16 protein-coding genes are annotated in these 19,703 nt (G+C 61.1%); 2 read left to right on the top strand and 14 right to left on the bottom strand.

The window, feature by feature from the left end:
* Positions 1 to 3 precede the first annotated feature (3 nt).
* The 12 genes from ACQKKX_RS17390 to ACQKKX_RS17335 all read right to left on the bottom strand — a co-directional run bounded on the left by ACQKKX_RS17390 (position 4) and on the right by ACQKKX_RS17335 (position 14,050).
* Positions 4 to 1,032: a flagellar hook-associated family protein gene (locus ACQKKX_RS17390; RefSeq protein ID WP_427572405.1), complete on the bottom strand. Its 1,029-nt coding sequence runs from the start codon at positions 1,030 to 1,032 to the stop codon at positions 4 to 6.
* 2 nt (positions 1,033 to 1,034) lie between these two features.
* Positions 1,035 to 2,492 carry a flagellar hook-associated protein FlgK gene (flgK, locus tag ACQKKX_RS17385; RefSeq protein ID WP_427572404.1) on the bottom strand — a complete coding sequence of 486 codons (1,458 nt, stop codon included), beginning with the start codon at positions 2,490 to 2,492 and terminating at the stop codon, positions 1,035 to 1,037.
* A 32-nt stretch (positions 2,493 to 2,524) separates the two neighbouring features.
* Positions 2,525 to 3,751, bottom strand: coding sequence for a flagellar hook protein FlgE (locus ACQKKX_RS17380; protein ID WP_427572402.1), 1,227 nt, complete (start codon positions 3,749 to 3,751; stop codon positions 2,525 to 2,527).
* 196 nt (positions 3,752 to 3,947) lie between these two features.
* Positions 3,948 to 4,619, bottom strand: coding sequence for a response regulator transcription factor (locus ACQKKX_RS17375; RefSeq protein WP_112727514.1), 672 nt, complete (start codon positions 4,617 to 4,619; stop codon positions 3,948 to 3,950).
* 280 nt (positions 4,620 to 4,899) lie between these two features.
* A complete protein-coding gene (locus ACQKKX_RS17370; protein ID WP_427572505.1) occupies positions 4,900 to 5,445 on the bottom strand; it encodes a transglycosylase SLT domain-containing protein in 546 nt (181 codons plus the stop codon).
* A gap of 94 nt (positions 5,446 to 5,539) precedes the next feature.
* Entirely contained in the window at positions 5,540 to 7,027 is a 1,488-nt protein-coding gene (locus ACQKKX_RS17365) for a flagellar hook-length control protein FliK (RefSeq protein WP_427572401.1), read from the bottom strand.
* Positions 7,024 to 8,328 (bottom strand): chemotaxis protein MotC, encoded by a 1,305-nt coding sequence (gene motC / locus ACQKKX_RS17360; RefSeq protein WP_427572400.1) that lies wholly within the window; start codon positions 8,326 to 8,328, stop codon positions 7,024 to 7,026. Before motC ends, ACQKKX_RS17365 begins: the two co-directional genes overlap by 4 nt.
* 2 nt (positions 8,329 to 8,330) lie before the next feature.
* Positions 8,331 to 9,626, bottom strand: coding sequence for a MotB family protein (locus tag ACQKKX_RS17355; protein WP_427572398.1), 1,296 nt, complete (start codon positions 9,624 to 9,626; stop codon positions 8,331 to 8,333).
* Complete coding sequence (locus ACQKKX_RS17350) at positions 9,623 to 10,270, bottom strand: hypothetical protein (RefSeq protein WP_427572396.1); 648 nt, start codon at positions 10,268 to 10,270, stop codon at positions 9,623 to 9,625. Before ACQKKX_RS17350 ends, ACQKKX_RS17355 begins: the two co-directional genes overlap by 4 nt.
* A gap of 313 nt (positions 10,271 to 10,583) precedes the next feature.
* A complete protein-coding gene (locus ACQKKX_RS17345) occupies positions 10,584 to 11,543 on the bottom strand; it encodes a flagellin (RefSeq protein WP_427572394.1) in 960 nt (319 codons plus the stop codon).
* Positions 11,544 to 11,841: 298 nt separating this feature from the next.
* Complete coding sequence (locus ACQKKX_RS17340; RefSeq protein ID WP_427572392.1) at positions 11,842 to 12,786, bottom strand: flagellin; 945 nt, start codon at positions 12,784 to 12,786, stop codon at positions 11,842 to 11,844.
* A 319-nt stretch (positions 12,787 to 13,105) separates the two neighbouring features.
* A complete protein-coding gene (locus ACQKKX_RS17335; protein WP_427572390.1) occupies positions 13,106 to 14,050 on the bottom strand; it encodes a flagellin in 945 nt (314 codons plus the stop codon).
* Positions 14,051 to 14,362: 312 nt separating this feature from the next.
* Here ACQKKX_RS17335 and ACQKKX_RS17330 point away from each other — a divergent pair, with 312 nt between their 5' ends.
* Complete coding sequence (locus ACQKKX_RS17330) at positions 14,363 to 16,276, top strand: glycosyl transferase (RefSeq protein WP_427572388.1); 1,914 nt, start codon at positions 14,363 to 14,365, stop codon at positions 16,274 to 16,276.
* 89 nt (positions 16,277 to 16,365) lie between these two features.
* Here ACQKKX_RS17330 and ACQKKX_RS17325 read toward each other — a convergent pair whose 3' ends face one another.
* Positions 16,366 to 17,346: a hypothetical protein gene (locus ACQKKX_RS17325; RefSeq protein ID WP_427572387.1), complete on the bottom strand. Its 981-nt coding sequence runs from the start codon at positions 17,344 to 17,346 to the stop codon at positions 16,366 to 16,368.
* 40 nt (positions 17,347 to 17,386) lie between these two features.
* Positions 17,387 to 18,382 (bottom strand): hypothetical protein, encoded by a 996-nt coding sequence (locus ACQKKX_RS17320; RefSeq protein WP_427572385.1) that lies wholly within the window; start codon positions 18,380 to 18,382, stop codon positions 17,387 to 17,389.
* A 207-nt stretch (positions 18,383 to 18,589) separates the two neighbouring features.
* Between ACQKKX_RS17320 and ACQKKX_RS17315 the strand changes: the two genes are divergently transcribed.
* Complete coding sequence (locus ACQKKX_RS17315) at positions 18,590 to 19,699, top strand: DegT/DnrJ/EryC1/StrS family aminotransferase (RefSeq protein WP_427572383.1); 1,110 nt, start codon at positions 18,590 to 18,592, stop codon at positions 19,697 to 19,699.
* Positions 19,700 to 19,703: the final 4 nt, after the last annotated feature.

Below are 19,703 nucleotides of genomic sequence, written 5' to 3'. Positions count from 1 at the left end.
TCATCAAAGGTAGTTCACAAGGCTCAGTTGCTGGATCCTTGAGGTCAGTGTGTAGGATGCCTCGAGAAGCGATTGCAGGGCGCTAACCCGGGTCGATGCCTCATAGACATCGACACCCTGCAGCTCGTTGATATGCGTCTCGATGATCGCCTTCTGGTCGGCGAGCGATACGGTCGCCTTGCTGACACGCTCGGTCGACAGACCGATCTGCGACCGCTGGTCGTTGACGCCGGAAATCGCCTTGCCGATGGCATTGGTGGCGCTGTCGGTCACCGCACGGCGCGTCTGTTCGGGCACGTCGTTGGTGAGGAATTTAGCCGAGATCACCGAAGCGAAGACGAAGCTTCGAAAGCCTTCGCTATTGGCGTTGGTTGAGGTCTCGACAACTTCCGTCGGGCTGATGCGCGTGGAGATATTGGCGTTGCTCGACTGCGAAACATTGGTCGACCAGAAGGCGTCGTCGTTGAACTGCGTACGCAGATCCGTCAGAAAGGTCTCCATCTCGCCGGCCGTCATGTCGGCCGGTGCGGGATAGCCGCCGGCGACGCGGAAATCGTCGATCGCCTGGCTGAGGACGCCGTCCTCCTCATAGGAGATCATCGGCTTGACGTCGCTATTGGTGCCGGAAAACAGATATTCGCCGCTGACGGACGTGTTGGCGACATCAGTGAACGTGCTGAGCGCCGAACTGATGGTACCGCGCGCGACATCCAGCGTGGTGGAACTGCCACTCAGGCCGACCAGCGAGTCCATCACGGCCTGGCCGATATCGGCAAGCTGCGAGAGCGCTTCTTCCGACGAGGTCAGACGCTGGGTGGCGACCGAGTTCGTCGTCATCTGCGATTCAATCCGCAGCATGTCGCGGGACAGATCGAGGCTGCGCGACGTCTTGGCGCCAAGCTCGGCGCCGAGATCGGCATAGACGCCGGTCGTCACTTCCTTGTTGGCCTTGGCCAGATCGTTCTGCGCCCTTGCCATCGTTTGCAGGAGCGTCGTCTGTATGGAATGCGTGGAGCTAAAGGAGGTCTTCATGATCAACCTGCTGCGGTAAGGAGCGCACTGATCATTTCATCGATCGTGCTGACGAGCTTCGTTGCTGCCTTGTAGGATTGCTCAATGTCGAGAAGCAGCGAGAGTTCTTCATCAAGGCTGACGCCCGTCTCCGAGGACAGGGCTTCGGCAGCGCGGGACTGCATGGCCGTCTTGGTTTCAGTGGCGGTGACGGAGGAACTGCGAAGCGCTTCCAACCAGCCGGTCGAATCCGAGGCGAAGGACATCAGGTCGATATCCGTGCCGCCGACGGCGGTGTCCTCGTCGAAACTGCCCTTGGCCTGCATCATCTGCGAATAGTGGTCGAGCAGGGCCGAATAGCTGCTGTCTGCAGTCGGGTTCCACGCATAGGCCGGGCTGGCGCCGTTGATATCACCATCGCGCAGCAGCGTCGGCTTGTCCTTGACAAAAGCGTTGACCGAAATGGTCGCCGCAAGCCCCACGACGCGAGAGCCGCTGTCGTTGACCGTCTTGTCGATGCCATTTGTGAACAGCCCCGCCAGCGCCGGCTGATCGTCGTTGGGACCGGTTTCGGCAAAAGCCACGATCAGGCCGCGGGCGATCTCGTCGAGCTGGCTCTGAAAGGTCGGGGCGATGTCGTCGCGGATCTGCAGCAGGGCCTGAAGAGAGCCGCTGGCGCTGGTCTCGCCGCCGACGCCGGGCTTGAGCTCGAATCCGTCGATCCGCAGCACGGAGCCTTCGGTGGCCGCGGTATAGGTCTTGGTCGGCGTGAAGGTGACGGCGCGCGGAATGGTTTCGAACAGCGTCGTGCCGTCACTCGTATAGAGCGCCATGTCGCCGCCTGCGCGGATGGTCGAGGAAATGCCGACGATCTCGGAAATCTGCTTGAGGAGCGTATCGCGCGTATCGAGCGCGTTATTGTCCTGCCTGTTGATCGCCTGCGCCTGCACGACGGCAGTGTTGGCGGCTTCGAACTGGGACAGGAGGTTGTTGAGCTTGTCGACCTGGGTCTTCAGTTCGGCATCGGTGCGGGCGCGGATGGCCTGCAGCTCGGTGGAGGTGGTGCGCAGCGTGTTGACGACATCCTGCGCCGAGGACACTGCCGTCGCCGCCAGGGTGGCCTCGCTCGGCTTGGCCGCATAGGCACCGAGGTTGTTGAGCAACGTCGTCATCTTCGTGCTCATCGAGGTTTCATAGTCATTGCCGCCGAGCAGGCTGCGGATCTCCTCGAGACCCGCAGCCAGCGTCGACTGGCCGCTCGCCAGCGCGGTGCTGGCAATCGTCTGCCGCAGAAGCGGCTCGTTCTGTTCGCGTGTCGTGGATGCGACCAGCGCCCCATTGCCGTTGCTGACCAGGACCGCAGTACGCTTGGCATAGTTGGCGTTCTGGGTATTGGCGATGTTCGTCGACGTCACCGACGTTTGCGTACCGGTGTTGTTGAAGATCTGCTGGGCAGTGGAAAGCGCTGCACTAATCGACATCTATCTGACCTTTGCGGGTATCATTCCCGCTGTTATCTCTTCAGGTTGACCAGGGTTTCGAGCAGTTCGGAACCGGTCTGGAAGACCTTCGAGTTTGCGGTGTAGTTGCGCTGCGATTCGATCATGCCGGTGAGTTCCTCGGCGATATCGACGTTGGAATCTTCCAGCGCGCCAGAGAGGACTGAACCGTAACCGCTATTGCCGGCATAACCCATGACGATGACGCCCGAATCATTGCTCTGCGAATAGACGTTGCCTTCGCGCGGCGTCAGGTTGTTGGGGCTCTGCACGCTGGCCATGGCGATACGGTAGGCCGGCATCGACTGGCCGTTCTTGTAGAGAATGGAGACGATGCCGTCCTTGCTGATCTCGACCTTGTCGACGGCGCTCGCGGCCTGGCCGTTGATATTGCCCTTGATGGAATAGGCCGCGCCGAGCTGCGACATGTCGCTGATGTCGATGTCGAGACCGTTCAGGTCAGCGCCGTTGATGCCGGAACCACCGCTGACGAGCATACCCGCTGTGGTGATCTCGCCCGAAGGCGGCGTGATCAGCTTACCGGTGGCGTCGAATTCGAGCGGATACGTGCCGAGGTTATGGAGCGTCTTGTTCTCATCGGTGTAGCTGACATCCAGCGTCCACTCGTTATTGGCGGTCTTCGTGTACTTCAGATCAAGCAGTCGCGAGTTGCCCTGGCTGTCATAAGCGACAAGCGACGACGATTTTTCGTAACCGATCGCTTCGCCGGCGGGGAGGTTGCCCGAGACGACGCCGGTCGTCGAGGGCGTCGAGCTCATGCCGCCAGCCTGGACGTTGATCTGCGCCAGACCGTCGAAACCGTTGATGACGATGGTCGGATCGGTCGTCGACGAATAGGGATAGCCCATCAGCGTGAAGCCGGCGGCGTTCATCAGCGAACCGTCCGGCTGCACTTCGAAATTGCCGGCGCGGGTCAGGTAGTTCGAACCGTCGGCGCCGCTGACGATGAAGAAGCCTTCGCCATTGATGGCAAGATCGGTCGAGGACGTCGTGTAGGTGAACGAACCCTGGTCGTTGATCGAGTAACGGACCGTGGTGTTGACGCCACCCGAATTGTACGAGCCGTTCGAAGACGGCAGGATCATCGACGAGAATTGCGTCGAAGCCTTCTTGTAGCCGACGGTGCTCGAGTTGGCGATGTTGTCGGCAACCGTGCTGAGCCGGTTTGCCTGCGCATTCATCCCGGACACACCCGTCCGCATGGTTCCGTAAAGGCTCATCTCAAATCCTCGTTCTGCCTATGCTGGCGAACCTAGATGACGGGCCTTGCGTGAAGCTGTCTGTTTTGGCCTTTGCCGGCGCTTTCGATCAGTCTTTGCTTCATTTGCAAACACGAAAAGACGCGGGGTGCGAAAACGAGAAAAGGCCGGCATCCATGATCGGATGCCGGCCTTTTCTCTGATTTATTTCAGAACCTTAGTTCCAGTCGATGCAATAGCCGAGGAAGCGTTTGGAATCGACCGGGTCGAAGCCGAGCTTCTTGCGCAGCTTCTTGCGAAGCTTGCTGATATGGCTCTCCACGACGTTCTCCTCGACCTCTTCATCGAAGATGCCGTAGATGGCGTTGAAAATCTGGGTCTTCGACACGCGACGGCCACGGTTGGCAATCAAATATTCCAGAATGCGGCGCTCGCGGCGCGGCAGGGCGAAGATTTCGCCGTTGATTTCCGGATCGCGACCATCGGAGAAGACGCGGATCGCGCCGACATCCGTATGGGTCGAAAGAGCCTTGAGACGGCGACGGATCGCCGCTGCGCGAGCCAAAATCTCGCGGGGATGCACAGGCTTGCGCACCACATCGTCGACGCCGCTGTCGAACAATGCCAGTGTGGCTTCCAGCGAATGTTGGTCACTCACCGCAATCACCGGGGCCTGCGAACGATCGCGGATGGCCCGCGGCAGTTCGAGAGCCCGTTCGCTCTGTCCAATCAGGAATGCTTCCACCGCCGCTATGTCGGTATCCGCTGCTGTGTTGACCCACTCACCGAACTCGCTGGGATCAAACCCAGTAGAGGGCACGCCCTCACGTCCAAACAGGGATGTATATCCCTCTTTCACCAGTTCACGTTCATCAACCACTACGATCATTCGTCCGCCTCCGAATCACTGTGGCAACCTCGATGAGCAATGGATACGAATCGAGCCCCAGACGAACAACTGGGTAAAATTAACCATGTAATTTAATAGTTGATTAAGGTCCTGCTCGCGATTTGCACTACATCTAGTGGGTCACCGCAAAATTCATACAAATATCCGGTGGAAAAGGTTAATAGGTTTGAAAATTGGGCTTGCTTGACACATTGAGACCAAAACATGAACATAACTGTGGCGCCGGGGAAAATCTACCCGGTCAATCAACCGCTAATAGTCATCCCCGACAAAATTGGGAGGCGGTTCCGGTCCAGCTGCCATAGCCGGTGGCGACCAGATTGGCGATGACGCGACAGACATAGCGCTTCTGGGCTGGGTCGTTATTGGGGCCGGCGTGGTATCTCGCTACCGCCATTGTCCAGGTCTCGTGACGGCCGTGAAGGTTGCTGAGAAACTTCGCGGCATATTCCACGTTGAGGCGTGGGTCGAACATCTGTTCCGCAGAGGCGAAGTTCTCGCCGTGGAAATGGTGATTGATCTGCATGCAGCCGATGTCGATCAGCTTGATACCCTGGCCACGCGCCTCCTCGAACCGGCGCATCGCGTCCTGCCGGCTCGACGCGAAGAAGGCTTTGCCCTCGATATTCATGGCGAAGGGATAAAGACTTCCCTTGCGGCCGGTTTCCGTCAGGCCGACCGAATAGAGAATGCCCTCCGGTATGCCGTATTTGGCAGCTGCGGCCTGTATCTGTGCCTCGCAGACCCCGGCGCCGGCAGCGCCGCCGGCGCTCACGGGCGGCGCCGTCCCGATCTTGGCGCGCATGGCCGACGGAGGCTGACTGGCGGCCCGAACGGCCGGAGCCGGCGACTGCATGGCGGGCGTCGGTGTCGAATAGAGGCCGGCTGCCCGCGATGCGTCAGAGGTAAAGCTGGTCAGGGCGAGCGTTGCCAGCAGCGACAGTGTCGGATACCGGGTCATTCGTGCCTCTTGCGCTTTCGCCTGTCATCGAGCCTGGCTGGCCCTGGTTCTGCTCGCGACCGGCGCCAGCACCCTGGCGTCCGTCATGGGCGGCTGCCTGCTGTTGAGCCGACTGGCCGGATTGCTGCCCCTGCTGCTGGCCGGACGTGTCCGACTGGCTGGTACTGGCGACGCTGATGGTCACCTGATCGACGGCAAAGCCCTGGGAGCGTAGCGATTCGATCATGCCGGAACTGTCGTCGGTGAGCTGGCGATAGGCGGCGTGGTTTTCGACCGTCAGGTGAACGTTGAGCGTTTCGCCGGTCAGCCGAAGGGTTGCCGTCACGGATCCGAGATCGTGCGGATTAAGCTGCAGCTTGAGTGTATTGACGACATTGTTCGTGCTTGAGGCCAATGGATCGCCAAGCGAGGTGCCGGACGTCATGGCAGCCGCCCAGGTCTTGTCGTCGGCCATGGCCGCTGTCAGGGCCGCGCCATTGGCGCTCTGGCCGAAGCCGAGGAAGCGGCGCGAATCGAGGACGACGACGTTTTCGGCAGCACCATTGCCACCGACCCGCGTCTCGAAGGCGACCTTGCCCTGTTCGTCGGTGCCGACCGTCATATCGAGGCCCTGCCCGCCCCGGCCGGAGGAGAGACGGAAGGTGCGCTCGTCCACAAGCGCCCTGTCGCTGCCTTCCGGCATGTCGAGCGCATCCGATGCCTTGGCCGCGGCAGATGCCTGCGCGCCGCGTCCCGGCGCGGCAGCACCGACGGTTTTTTCGCCACGCGTTTCGTCGCGCTCGCGCATCTGAACGGATGGTTTTGGAGCTGCGTTTGCAGATGTGTCCACCGGCGCGCCACCCGCCAGCAGGGACAGCATATCCTTGAGGCCTGTTTCCTTGCCGGCTGCAATCGCGTCCCTAGCGTCCGCGCCGGCACTGCCGTCGAGATCGGTTTCGGTCCTGTCGACCTTGTCCCTGTCCGTCTTGTGGGCCTTGTCGGCCTTGTTCGGCTGGTCTGAACCGGTGGTGTCGATGGCCGTTGCGCCATCCGCGCCCGGCTTGGCGTTCTTTCTGGGCGTCGCCGCATCCGGATCGGGCGTGGCATTGGTCGTCGCCTTTGCGTGGCCGCCCATCGCATCGCTGACGGAAAGGGTGCTGCGCCCCCCATCCTCGGCCTTGCCGAACAGGACCCGAGCCGTCAGATCGAGCGTGCCGCGCGCCTTGGTCGGCGGCGTATCTTCGACGGCTTCCGCTGCGGCCGGCGCGCTGTCGGTATCGCCTTCGGCCACGGTGTCGTCGTTCTTGCGCGCACTGTTGCCGGCGCTCGACAGCGCGTCGGAAAACCCGCTTTTATCGCCGTCACCGCTCTGCTTTCCGGCCAATCCCCGCACCGCACCGGTCGCGTCGGACGCACCGGCTCTTGCCGTCACCTCGGCATTGATCATTGCAAAACACCCTCTTCCTTCAGCAGATCGTCGATCGCATTCAGTGTCGAACGGCCCCTATCGACATAGGTCTGGAAGTCGGAAACGTCCTTCGCCGCGCTGTCGCCGGCGGTCTGGCCAGGGGCAGAGCCCGATCCGCGCACATCATTGGCGGACGACGCGGTGTCGATCACCGCGTCTCTTGTGGGCGCGACAGTGGCGCCCGTGTCTTGTGCCAGCCTTTCCGAGCCGGCGCCTTGCGCAACAGGCGGGCGTACCACCGCATCGGCAATCGCCTGTGCCGCCGCACGCAGGGCCTGATCGGCCGGCGAAAGGGTGGCCATCGGCAGATCGGCGATCGTTTTCATCGCATCGCCGACCTTTTCGCTCGGGATATCGGCCATGCCACCGTAAAGCCGCGCCAGCTGTTCCGCATTGCGATCGTCCGCTCCGCCGCTGATACCGGTCGCCTGTTCGGATGCGTAGCGCGTCAGATCGTTCTTTCCGGCGATGGCCGCCTGGCGGGCCATGCGTAGATAGACCTCGCGGCGGCGATCGGCATCCATGAAGGCAAGCGTGCCCTCGACATCCGCTGCGGCTACGTCCTTGCCGTAGTGGCGCACGACCAGAAGAACGAAGAGATCGGCGAACTGGCTGGCATAGGGCGAGTGCACGTAGCGCCGCGCATATTTGCGCGCATAGCCCATGCCCCTATCGACCAGATCGGCCTCGACGGCGATCGACACGGAACGGCGCAGCGCCGCCTCCTCGACGATCGTGCCGGGCGCCGCCAGCCGTGCCCAGTCATAAAATTCCAGAGCTTCGAGCGGCGTGCCAGCGACGGCGACATTGCCGGCAACCAGTGCCAGATAGGGCCCGATCCGCTCGTTCCTGTATTCGGGCACCATGGCTTTCAGCGTATTGACGACCATCGTGCCCTGGCCGCTCAGATATTTGCGCAGGATATCGGCGACACGGTTGTCGAAATTGCCGGCCACATCGCGCGAGACCAGGTATTCGAGCGTCGACGGATTTCCGCCGCTCATCGCATAGATCAGCGCCGCATCGACATTACGGGGGTCGGAATAGACGGAAGGGTCCACCGCACGCAGCCGCTTGTCGATCGCGCCGATCAGGTAGCGCTGCATTTCGCCGGCCGAATGATCGCCGGTCACGACCGTGTCCTGCACGAACTGCAGCGATCGCAGCATCTGGTAGGGGGCAAGGTTCTCCCCCTCCTGCTGTGCGGCGGCGCCTTGCAGCGAGACCGCCGCAAAGGCGGCCGATGCCAGGCCGAGGAGACGATGCGGAAAACGCGCCATGTTCATCCCTTGGCTGCGTCGAGAAGGATCTCGATGCGACGATTGGACTGGGCGAACGGATCATCCGGCACCTGCAGGCGACGATCGGCGAAGCCCGAGATCTGCTTGACGCGATCCTCGGCAAGCCCGCCCTTGACCAGCATGAAATAGGCGCTGTGGGCGCGTGCCGAAGACAGGCGCCAGTTGTCGTTGCCTTCACCCTTGAACTGATGACCATCGGTATGGCCGCGAATGACGACGTCGCCGCGGCGATCCTTGAGGATCTGGCCGATCTTTTCCATGGCCAGCACCATTTCGCGGCGCGGCACGGCGGAAGACAGGTTGAACATCGGCGTATCGCTCTGGTCAGAAATCGTGATCAGCAGGCCGCCTTCGGATGTCGTGACCTGAAGACCCTCGGCGAGCTTGCCGGAAATGCCGGCAATCTGCTGTTCTATCGCTTCGCGCAGCTCGGCCGCCTGTTTGCTGGCCTGCGCATCTGCCTGAGCGGCATCCTGCCTGACGGTGGCCGGATCGGGCCGCGACTGCGGAACGACGTTCGCAGCCTGGGGCTCGGCCGGGTTCGGCTGATTTTTGCCATTTGCGACAGAAGGTGTCGGCGGCAGCATTTCAGCGGGCGTATCGGTGTTCACCGCTTCGCTCAGGCTCGCCTGCTGCTGTGATGCGACGGTCTTTTCCGCTTCGTTTCGCGCGAGCGTTTCCGTCTCGCTTCCCTCGGCGCGAACCACCTCGATCTGCTTGGTCCAGAAATCCGGATCGAAAGGGTCGCGATAGGCTTCGCCGCCATCGGCGCCGGTCGCCGGTCCGGAGGTCGACGCTCCGCCCTCGCCCTTGGCGCTGACATTGGCCTGCTGGCCGACTTCCTGTGCGATCTCGGCCAGAACCGAATAGGGGTTTTCGAAGAAATCGGCTTCGGAGTAGTTCTGTTCCTCGCCGGCGCTCGATGTCATGTCCTCGCCGCTTGCCGCAGCCGAACCGACGGTCTGGCCCTCATCGGCCTTGACCTTCGAGCGATCCTTCTTTGCCTGCCCCTCGGACGTATCGACGGGCTTTTCCAGCCCCTTCTTGGCGGGCGTTTCGTCGGACAGCTTGATCGGATTGAAATAGCTCGCGACCGAGGCCTTGGTCTCCTCGTTGGCGGCGTTGACCAGCCACATGACCAGGAAGAAGGCCATCATCGCCGTCATGAAATCCGCATAGGCAATCTTCCAGGCGCCGCCATGGTGCCCGTCGTGACCGCCGCCGTGCTTCTTGACGACGATGATCTCGTTCTTGCCGTGATGATGGTTTTCGCTCATCCGAGCACCTTTCTCAGGCTCGCCGCCCAGGCCGAAAGCCTGGTGACGAGCACGCTGCCGTCGATGTCGACCGACAGGTCGAGATCATCGGCTTCGACGTGACGCAGGACAGGCGCATCGGAGCCGAGCGCCGCCTTCAGTTTCTCGTACATCGGTCCCGGACCGGACACGGTAATGGTGCCGATATCGCCATCGAACAACGCCTTGCGGATCAGGTCCGCCAGTTCCTCGACGGCCTTGGCGGCAAGCGATTCCTCCAGGAACGGTATCAGCGCGCCGACGGTCTGTTCGCCGATCGTTGCGGCAAGCTTGCTCGCAATTACATTGAGGCCGGCGTCGATCCTTTCGACCGCCTGAACCTCGCAGCGCGCGCGAAGGGCGTCGAGTTCGCTCGCATAGGCGGCTTCAAGCGCCTGTCTTTCCTCGGCCCATTGCCGCTGCGCCTGCGCACGCCCGGCCTCCACGCCCTCGGCATGGGCCGCGGCCCGTTCGGCATCGATATCGATGGCAGGTTCCGCCGGCGCGATCGTGGGAAAATCAAAATCTGCGGCCATATCACCGAGATCGAATTGCGGCGTCAGCAGGACCGGTGTCGGCTGCGGTTCGCTGAAATCCTTGAGATATCTTGCAAGCGACGCGCTCATGCCCGCGCTCCGTATATTCTGCCCGGGACTGCGGACCGGCCGCGCGCACAGGCGGGCCAAAGCCAAAAATTCACCACTGCAATCATTGCGCTGTCCCGTTCAAGAGCGGAGGACCGGCACGCGGCAGGCAAGCCTCGTGCGGATACGTTTGCGACAAACTAGGCAGTCAAACTTGTGCGAAAATGAAGATGCTGGACCGCGACAGGGCAAATGCGCGGTCCAGCGTCGCCGTTGCCGATGACCGGGGCCCGGCGAAAAGACGATGCCAGAAACAGCCTGTAAAGGAGGGAGGCCGGTCGCCTCCCCGAGCCCGTTACTGCTGGAACAGCGTAAGGATGTTCTGGGCGTTGGTATTGGCGATCGACAGCGCCTGGATGCCGAGCTGCTGCTGCGTCTGCAATGCCTTCAGGCGGGTCGATTCCTCGTCCATGTCGGCGTCGACCAGACGTCCGACGCCCTTGTCGATCACATCCATGAGGGTCGACACGAAGGTGGTTTGCAGGTCGATACGGCTGCTGACGGCGCCCAGATTGGCGGCCGAATCGGTCAATTGCTGCAGCATCTTTTCAACCGCCACCAGCATGCCGTCGATCTGCGTATCGGTGGTGTTGTCATCCAGCTTGACCTCGGTTCCGGAGGCCGGATCGGTGCTGTCGGCGTCGATGAGGAAATAGGTGCCGATAACGTTGCCGTCTGCGTCCGTCACGTCCCAGTCCCTGGTCAGGATACCGCCGCCGGCGCTGGACGTATCGATCATCACCGATTCCGCCGCATCGAAATTGAGCGTCGTCAGCGACACCGCACCATCCGTCGAACGGTTGAAAGAAGCGACGATTTCCTTGGTCGGCATGCCGGTGGTGGCGGTGTTGTAGAGCCAGTTCTCGCCCGAGAAGGACGCGGATTCGGCAATGGAGGACAACTGGTTCTTGAGCTCGGAAAGCTCCTTGTCGATCTTCGTCTTGTCGACGCCCGGCTCGCGCGAGGCGGTAATCTTCGACTTGATCTCGGTCATCACGTCGATGGCGGCTTCGAGACCCGTATAGGCGGTATCCGTCTTGGCGGCACCGAGACCGAGCGCGTCCTCGACGGTAGAGAGCGCCGAGTTGTCGGAGCGCATCGTGGTTGCGATCGACCAGTAGGCGGCGTTGTCCGCAGCGGTTTCGACCCGGTAGCCCGAGGAGATGCGGTTCTGCGTCGTCTCCATGTCGGAATTGATCGAACGCAGGGTCTGCAGCGCCGCCATGGCACCGGTATTGGTAAGAATGCTGGTCATCTGAAATAAATGCCCCTTGAGGAGTGCGGGACATACCGGAGCCTGCCGGCAACGTGCGGACGCATCATGCTTGCCGACCAGCCATTTTGCCCTGTTGGTCGACCCATACGTTCTTTAAACTACGGTTAAAGCCAATATGGTTAATGAGGCGTTAATGCAATACGGAGTTTTAACCTTGCTTAAGCACGGGTTAAGCCTCGCACCAGCCTCGACCCGGAGGGCACCACCGTACCCGAAAAATCAACGTAAAAAGGCCGCGCTGGAGAGCGCGGCCTTCGTATCTGGGAGTTTGAGCGTCTTACTGCTGGAACAGCGACAGGATGTTCTGCGAAGAGGTATTGGCGATCGACAGGGCCTGGATGCCAAGCTGCTGCTGCGTCTGCAGGGCCTTCAGGCGGGTCGATTCCTCGTTCATGTCGGCGTCGACCAGCTTGCCGACGCCGGTTTCGATGCTATCCATCAGGTCGGCGACGAAGGTGGTCTGCATGTCGATGCGCTTGTTGATCGAACCGACGTCCGCGGCAGCGTCCGTCATGTCCTGAAGAACCGTGTCGACCGCCTTGAGGGCCTCGTCCAGCTTTTCAGCCGTGTCGAGCGTGCTGACGTCGAGCGACATCACCGAGAAGTCAGCCGTTACGTCGCCGTTGGTGCCGGCATAGGTGATGTGCTGCGAGAGCAGAGCGTCGCCGTTGCTGTCGATTGCACCATCGCCGTCGACGTAGATCAGCGAGGATTTGGTGGTGTCAAAGTTCAGCATGGTCAGGCTGACATTGCCTTCGCCGTCACGGTTGAAGGAACCCACGATGGATTCGGTGCCGGCAGTCGCGTCGGCGCTGTGATAGACCCAGTTTTCACCCGAGAAGGAAGCCGACTTGGCGATCGACAGAAGCTGGTTCTGAAGCTGCTCGATTTCCTTCTGGACCTTGTCCTTGTCAACGCCCGGCTCGGAAGCCGCGGTGATCTTGGACTTGATCTCGTCTACGACGTCGATCGAGGCTTCCAGAGCCGTATAGGCGACATCGGACGTCGCGGCGCCGAGGCCGAGCGCGTCCTGGACGGTGGAGAGAGCCTTGTTGTCTGAACGCATGGTGGTCGCGATCGACCAGTAGGCAGCGTTGTCCTTGGCAGTCTCGATTTCGTAACCCGACGAAATGCGGCTCTGCGTGGTCTCCATGTCGGTATTGATGGAGCGCAGGGTGGACAGAGCTGCGATTGCGGCCGTGTTGGTGAGGATGCTGGTCATGGATCGATGCCTCTCAGTACGAACTGAATCTGATAAAACAAACTCCGGTTTCTCTCCGGCAAGGGGTGAGCCGCATCATGCTCGTCTCGACTGCTTACGCTGGAGACGCACCGCTTGAGTAGGACCAATTAACCATAACGTCCTTAATGAACCGTAAATCCAAAACCGAATATTCGTTAACGAGGTCAGGAAGTTAGACTTTATCGCCCAGCACCTCGGCGAAGGGGCGCGAAAAGCGCGATCAAAAAACAGGATATAAGCTCAAAAAAAAATCGCGCCCCGGAGGGCGCGACCTTTGTTCTGGCAGATGAAGCCGATCTTACTGGAAGAGCGACAGGATGTTCTGCGTCGAGCCGTTTGCGATCGACAGGGCCTGGATGCCGAGCTGCTGCTGCGTCTGCAGAGCCTTCAGGCGGGTCGATTCCTCGTTCATGTCGGCGTCAACCAGCTTGCCGACGCCGGTTTCGATGCTGTCCATCAGGTCGGCGACGAAGTCGGTCTGCATGTCGATACGGCTGTTGATCGAACCGACGTCCGCGGCAGCGTCCGTCATGTCCTGAAGAACGGTGTCGATGGCCTTGAGGGCTTCGTCCAGCTTTGCATCCGTGTCGAGCGTGCTGACGTCGAGCGACATGACGGAGAAGCCAGCCGTTACGTCGTTGCCGTCGGTGCCGACATAGGTGATGTTCTGCGAGAGCAGAGCGTCGCCCGAGCTGTCGACCTTGCCGTCGCCGTCAACGTAGATCAGCGAGGAGTTCGACGTGTCGAACTTCAGGGTCGTCAGGCTGACGCTGCCTTCGCTATCGCGGTTGAACGAACCGACGATGGACTGGGTGCCGGCAGACGAGTCGGCGCTGTGGTAGACCCAGTTTTCGCCCGAGAAGGAAGCCGACTTGGCGATCGACAGGAGCTGGTCCTGAAGCTGCTTGATTTCCTTCTGGACCTTGTCCTTGTCAACGCCCGGCTCCGAAGCCGCGGTGATCTTGGACTTGATCTCGTCTACGACGTCGATCGAGGCTTCCAGAGCCGTGTAGGCAACGTCGGTCGTGGCAGCGCCGAGGCCGAGAGCGTCCTGAACGGTGGAGAGAGCCTTGTTGTCCGAACGCATGGTAGTTGCGATCGACCAGTAAGCAGCGTTGTCCGAAGCGGTTTCAACCTTGTAGCCCGACGAGATGCGGTTCTGGGTCGTCTCCATTTCGGAGTTGATCGAACGCAGCGTGGAGAGAGCGGCGGTTGCACCGGCGTTGGTGAGAATGCTGGTCATGGAATTTAGTCCCTTTTAAACAGAATACGGTGGGGACATACCGGGCTGTAAATACCGGCGATGACGTCTGGCTTCATGCCCACTCGGCTTCTCTCGCTGGAGAAAACCAAACCCGTCATGTGATGCTGACACTCGCAAACAATGATTTCGGATTCCTTAAGCGGCGCGTCGCAACATCTCATAAAATCCAACATTTTTGCATAATCCACACCCGCTTCGGGCAAGCTTGAGCGGCTATCGCTGGCACGGCGGGGGATCGTGCGCATTTGCCGGCGCCCTCCCCTCTCGAAACCAGATCGCCCGGAGCCCGCCTTGACCCCTCTGACCCTGTTCGCCGATGCTTCAAAGAGCTTTGAGCGTGGTCGCTATACCGATGCCTTGACTGCGCTCAACAGGCTGCTGGATCATGCCAAGGACGCCAAGACCTACGCGCTTCTGGCCAGGACGCTGATTGCCCTCAGTTTCAAGACGGAAGCTGCCCATACCTATGTTCTTGCCGCCGAACTGGGCGGCCCGGACGCGGACACCTATTATGCCGAGGCAATGAAGCTGCATTTCGAACTCGGCCATGACGATGCGGCCCTCAGCCTCGGCCTGCCCCTGCTCCAGAAGGCCCAGCACGATGCGGATCTCGCCTTCATCATCGCCAGCCTGTTTCGTAAGCGTGGCGAGAAGCAGGCAATCCGCGCCTTCCTGCCCGTCCTTTCGGCAAGCAGCAATCCCAAGCATACCGGTCTGGCCTTCATGCTGCTGACCGGTGCTGCGGACGACACGGCCGACCGCGAGGCGCTGGCGGCCATGCAGGCACGAATGCCGAAAAGCCTGCCGCTTTTGATGGCCCATCTCGTCACCCAGCGCGAGGTCAACAATTACAAGGAAATCGAACGGCTGCAGCCGCAACTTGACCGCATCCTTGCAAAAACGCCGCAGACGCTGTTGCAGGTCGAGGCGCCCTTCTACAACCTGACCTGGCTCGCCAACGAGGCGATGAACAAGAAGGTCGGCTATTTCCCCGACGCCTATTCCCTCGACAAGCAGCGGCAGCGCCGTTCGGCCCCGCATCAATGGGCTCGGAAAATCCGCATCGGCTATCTGTCGTCGGATTTCTGGGCCATGCATGCGACCATGAAACTGCTCAATGCCGTGTTGCGGGCGCACGATACCGAGCGCTTCGACATCACCCTGTTCTGCTATACGGACGGCAAGTTCCTCGATGAACAGGAGGCAGAGCGCCGGCAGTGGGGACGCATCGTCTCTGTCGGGGACATGACCGACGCCGAGGCGGCGCAGGTGATCGAACAGCACGGCATCGACATCCTCATCGACCTCAAGGGCCATACCCGCGGTGGACGGGCGATGATCCTCAACAAGACCATGGTGCCGGTCCAGGTCGCCTGGCTCGGGTTTCCGGGCACGACGGTCAATGTCGATCTCGACTATGTCATCGGCGACCACAAGGTCCTGCCGGATCGGGCCAAGCCGCATTACTGGGAAAAATTCTGCCGCATGCCGGAATGCTACCAGCCCAACAATCCGAACCAGCCGGCCGCGCAGACCGGCATGTTCACGCGCGCGGAAGCCGGGCTGCCGCAGGATGCCTTCGTCTTTGCGTCCTTCAACGCCACCCGCAAGATTTCGCTCCGCACGATCAACCTGTGGATCCGCGTGCTGAAGGCGACCCCGGGCAGCGTGATCTGGATCATGGTCAAGTCGCGCGAGGCGCAGAACAATATCGAGCGCAAGCTGACCGACGCCGGCATTGCAGCCGAGCGGATCGTCTTTACCAGGGTCGTGCCCTTCGAGCAGCATCTGTCGCGCATCACGCTGGCGGATGTCGGCCTCGACACCTTTCCCTATAACGGCCATACGACGACCTCGGAACAGCTCTGGGCCGGATTGCCGGTACTCACGCTGAAGGGAACGCATTTCGCCTCGCGCGTTTCGGAAAGCCTGTTGTGCGCGATGGGCCTGCCGGAAATGGTCGCCCGCGACGAGGCGGACTATGTGCGCCTGGCTGCCGAGCTTTTTTCCGACCGCGACAAGGTCGCCGCCTTCAGCAAACGGCTGGAGGAAAACCGCATGGTCAAACCGCTCTTTGATGCCGAACGCTTCTGCCGGCACTTGGAAACCGCGTTCGAGATGATGGCGGAGCGTGCGCGAAAGGGCCTGCCGCCGGAGCATATCGACGTGCCTGCCCTGCCCGACCGCACGGCGCCGTTTCTTTAAAGGGCGCCAATACAGTAGATACGAGAAAGGCCGCTTCAAGGGCGGCCTTTTTCGTATCTACTGTATTGGCGAGCAAGCTTTCAAAGGCTTCAGCCCGGGCTCGCGGCCCCGGCGTCCATGACGGATTTCAGCTTTTCGGCCTGCGACTGCCGGCTGATGATATCAAAGCCGTTCTGCGCCAGCGCGCGGCGATCCTCCTCACTCGCAACCAGCATGATCGCCCGGCCGATCAGCGTCTCATACGGCTCGACCGCCAGCCCCTCGATCAGCGGTTTGACATCAGGGTCGGCCGGATCACCTTCCGTCAGGACGCAGACATGGTTGGCCAGAAGATAAGACACCCGGACGATCTCGAACACCTTGCTGTCGAACTGGTGGATGTTCATGACCACCTTGGCGCGGGCGATCGCCGCGTCCCGCTGCTCGCCATAGACGCTGAACAGATGGATGACGTTAAGCCCGGCGATCTGCAGGGCGCGCAGGATGTCGGCGCGGCGTTTGTTGAGCGAGCCGTAAAAGAGAATGTCGATATCCTTGACGGGCGCCGGCGCGATCCGGGTCAGGCACGGGCTGTAGCCGATCTCGAGAAGGCCCGCATGAACGATGCCCTTTTCCGTCAGCCGGTCGCGGTTGCGTGCGCTGTAATCGAGGACCGGGAAATTGCGCAGCACCGTCAGATATCGCGCATTGATCCAGACGCTGTCGTCAGACACCTGTTCGAGATTGATGATGACGCTGTCGGCCGGCAGATGCGGGATGATCTCTTCCGGCAGCAGGTTGCCGCCATAGATGATCGGCGAGCGGCCTGCAAAGTCCTTGAACTCTGTGACGATCGGCAGTGACCCGCCAAGCTCCTGCCAGGCCCCCTGCATTGCGAGCGCGACTTCGTCGAAAGCATGGCTGTGCGGGTAGTTGTTCGGCGTGACGATCCAGATGCAGCGCCTGTCCTTGTGGGCTTCCCATCCGCCGGCAAAGGGCGTCAGCCGCGCTGGTCCGGCGGCCTTGGCCCGGGGAGCCGCGGTCTTCGTAACGGACCGGGTGGCGGAACGCCTGCGTTGAAGCTTGGTCATGGCTTTGTCCTTGCTGAGGGCATATCGTTGCGGCCTTGGTCTAGCGCGCCGGCATCCAGGCCGGCGGATCGTCCATCTGCCAGATCACCTGCGGCTGTTTCACCAGCGGCTGACGCGCCGTCTGCCAGGCCGCGATGGTTTGCTGGTCGGGGCGGGCGACGAAGCTCTGCTTGAGATCGTAGAGACGGTGCAGCAGGCGGCCGAGGCGTGGCCCGAACTTCCATTCGAAATCGCCGGCATGCGGAATATAGGTGCTGATCTTCAGACCCTGCGCCATCGGGCTGTGCAGATAAAGGCCGAGCAGCCTCTCGATCACGAACGGCCGCATCAGGGCATTGCGATCGCGGCCGTAATGGCCCTGACCGGCATAGGCCAGGCCGACGGTGGTGCCTCGGCGCGCCTCGTCGTCGAGCATGCCGAGAACCATCTCGCAGAAGCCGAAATAGCCGTCCCAGAAGGCACGGTTGCCGCACATGTAGTTGCAGAAGAAGAAACGGTTTGCGGCCTGAGGCAGGGCCGCGCCGAAACCCTTTTCGTTGAGATAGGTGAAGATCGGCTCCATGCCGGGATGCCCGCCCAGCATCGCCTGTTCCCAGACATTGGCATAGATGGCCGCGCAGCCGATCAGCGGATTGTAGAGATAGGCATCGGCACCTTCGGCATGGGCCTGGCCCGCCTGCGCGACGAAATCCGCAAAGGAGGATACGGATTTCAGCTCGAACTTGGTGGAGACCAGTCCCCAAAATGCCGTGTCGTCGAACCCTTCGGCGGCATGGCGGTCCCGCAGATGGGCGAAAAGCTCGTATTCACGGCTGGCCGCAGCGGTATTGAAACCGATGTCCAGCGCCACCGCCTGCGGATGGACCTGGCTTTTCTGGGCGTCGTTGAGATAGGGCTGGTAGATCACGACCGGCACAACGGCCGGGTGGGCATAAGGCGCAGGATCCGCGAAGTGCTGTAAAGCGGTGGACGGGTTGATCGGCACGCGAAGGTCCTTGACGACACGATAGGGCTTGACCCGATTATCGGTTGGCAAACTTGTGCCGCGCTGGCGCTGTGGCGCGGCCGGCCATTAACCGCCCTCTGTATCGGCGTCTTGCGCCGCTGCCTTCCACCGCTTATTGGCGCCGCCTCGCAGCCCGCAAGCCTCACGACAGGTCGTCATGCGATCGTCCCAGTCTGACCGTCATGTTCGATTCGACGCGACAGGTCATGGCAGGATTTGAGCGTCGGGAAGACCTGGATGAAAAACGCAACGACTTTTGTGACCAAGCCGAGCCTTCCGCCGCTTGAGGAATTCATTCCGTCGCTCGAAAAGATCTGGGACAACCGGGTGCTGACCAATGGCGGGCCGTTCCACAAGGAACTGGAGCAGAAACTGTGCGAGCATCTGGGCGTGCAGCATGTCTGCCTGTTTGCCAACGGCACGATCGCGCTGCAGACCGCGCTTCAGGCGCTGCGCATTACCGGCGAAGTGATCACCACGCCCTATTCCTTTGTGGCAACCTCGCATTCGCTTCTGTGGAATGGCATCCAGCCGGTCTTCGTCGATGTCGAGCGCGACAATCTCAACCTCGATCCGGCCCGGATCGAGGCGGCGATCACGCAGAACACCACCGCGATCGTGCCCGTTCACTGCTATGGCCATCCCTGCGATACGGATGCGATCCAGAGGATTGCCGACGATTACAATCTCAAGGTCATCTACGACGCCGCGCACGCGTTCGGCGTCCGCGACGTCAATGGCAGCATCTTGAATTACGGCGATCTTTCGGTCCTGAGCTTCCATGCGACGAAAGTGTTCAACACGTTCGAGGGCGGCGCGATCATCTGCCCCGATGCCAAGACCAAGGCGCGCGTCGACAACCTGAAGAATTTCGGCCATACCGGCGAAATCTCGGTCGTGGCCTCCGGCACCAACGGCAAGATGAGCGAGTTCAATGCGGCGCTCGGCGTGTTGCAGCTGAAATATATCGACGTGATGATCGAGGCGCGCCAGCGCATCGATACCGCCTATCGGGAACGGCTGGCGGGCGTCAAAGGCATCCGTTGCCTCGATCCCTCGACCGAGACCGTTTCGAACTATTCCTATTTTCCGATCCTCGTAGGGGAAGATTTTCCGATTTCCCGCGATGCGCTCTACGACGCGCTCAAGGAAAACGGGGTCCATGCGCGCCGCTATTTCTATCCGCTGATCTCGAGCTTTGCGATGTATCGCAGCATGCCGTCGTCGCAGGAAAGCAACCTGCCGGTGGCGACCCGCGCCTCGCAGCAGGTTCTCTGCCTGCCGATCTTCCCGGATCTGGAAATGGACGTCATCGAAAAGATCACGGATTTCATCCGCTCGTGCTGAACGG

Source organism: Neorhizobium sp. NPDC001467 (assembly GCF_050275975.1).
Classification (GTDB): Bacteria; Pseudomonadota; Alphaproteobacteria; order Rhizobiales; family Rhizobiaceae; genus Neorhizobium.
The sequence above is the reverse complement of the archived record's forward strand: the minus strand, read 5'-3'. Positions and strand labels throughout refer to the sequence as shown.

Bases quoted from the DNA above. Each gene is read 5' to 3' on its own strand.
- ACQKKX_RS17390 (WP_427572405.1), bottom strand. From the start codon at position 1,032: ATGAAGACCTCCTTTAGCTCCACGCATTCCATACAGACGACGCTCCTG.
- flgK (WP_427572404.1), bottom strand. From the start codon at position 2,492: ATGTCGATTAGTGCAGCGCTTTCCACTGCCCAGCAGATCTTCAACAAC.
- ACQKKX_RS17380 (WP_427572402.1), bottom strand. From the start codon at position 3,751: ATGAGCCTTTACGGAACCATGCGGACGGGTGTGTCCGGGATGAATGCG.
- ACQKKX_RS17375 (WP_112727514.1), bottom strand. From the start codon at position 4,619: ATGATCGTAGTGGTTGATGAACGTGAACTGGTGAAAGAGGGATATACA.
- ACQKKX_RS17370 (WP_427572505.1), bottom strand. From the start codon at position 5,445: ATGCGCGCCAAGATCGGGACGGCGCCGCCCGTGAGCGCCGGCGGCGCT.
- ACQKKX_RS17365 (WP_427572401.1), bottom strand. From the start codon at position 7,027: ATGATCAATGCCGAGGTGACGGCAAGAGCCGGTGCGTCCGACGCGACC.
- motC (WP_427572400.1), bottom strand. From the start codon at position 8,328: ATGGCGCGTTTTCCGCATCGTCTCCTCGGCCTGGCATCGGCCGCCTTT.
- ACQKKX_RS17355 (WP_427572398.1), bottom strand. From the start codon at position 9,626: ATGAGCGAAAACCATCATCACGGCAAGAACGAGATCATCGTCGTCAAG.
- ACQKKX_RS17350 (WP_427572396.1), bottom strand. From the start codon at position 10,270: ATGAGCGCGTCGCTTGCAAGATATCTCAAGGATTTCAGCGAACCGCAG.
- ACQKKX_RS17345 (WP_427572394.1), bottom strand. From the start codon at position 11,543: ATGACCAGCATTCTTACCAATACCGGTGCCATGGCGGCGCTGCAGACC.
- ACQKKX_RS17340 (WP_427572392.1), bottom strand. From the start codon at position 12,786: ATGACCAGCATCCTCACCAACACGGCCGCAATCGCAGCTCTGTCCACC.
- ACQKKX_RS17335 (WP_427572390.1), bottom strand. From the start codon at position 14,050: ATGACCAGCATTCTCACCAACGCCGGTGCAACCGCCGCTCTCTCCACG.
- ACQKKX_RS17325 (WP_427572387.1), bottom strand. From the start codon at position 17,346: ATGACCAAGCTTCAACGCAGGCGTTCCGCCACCCGGTCCGTTACGAAG.
- ACQKKX_RS17315 (WP_427572383.1), top strand. From the start codon at position 18,590: ATGAAAAACGCAACGACTTTTGTGACCAAGCCGAGCCTTCCGCCGCTT.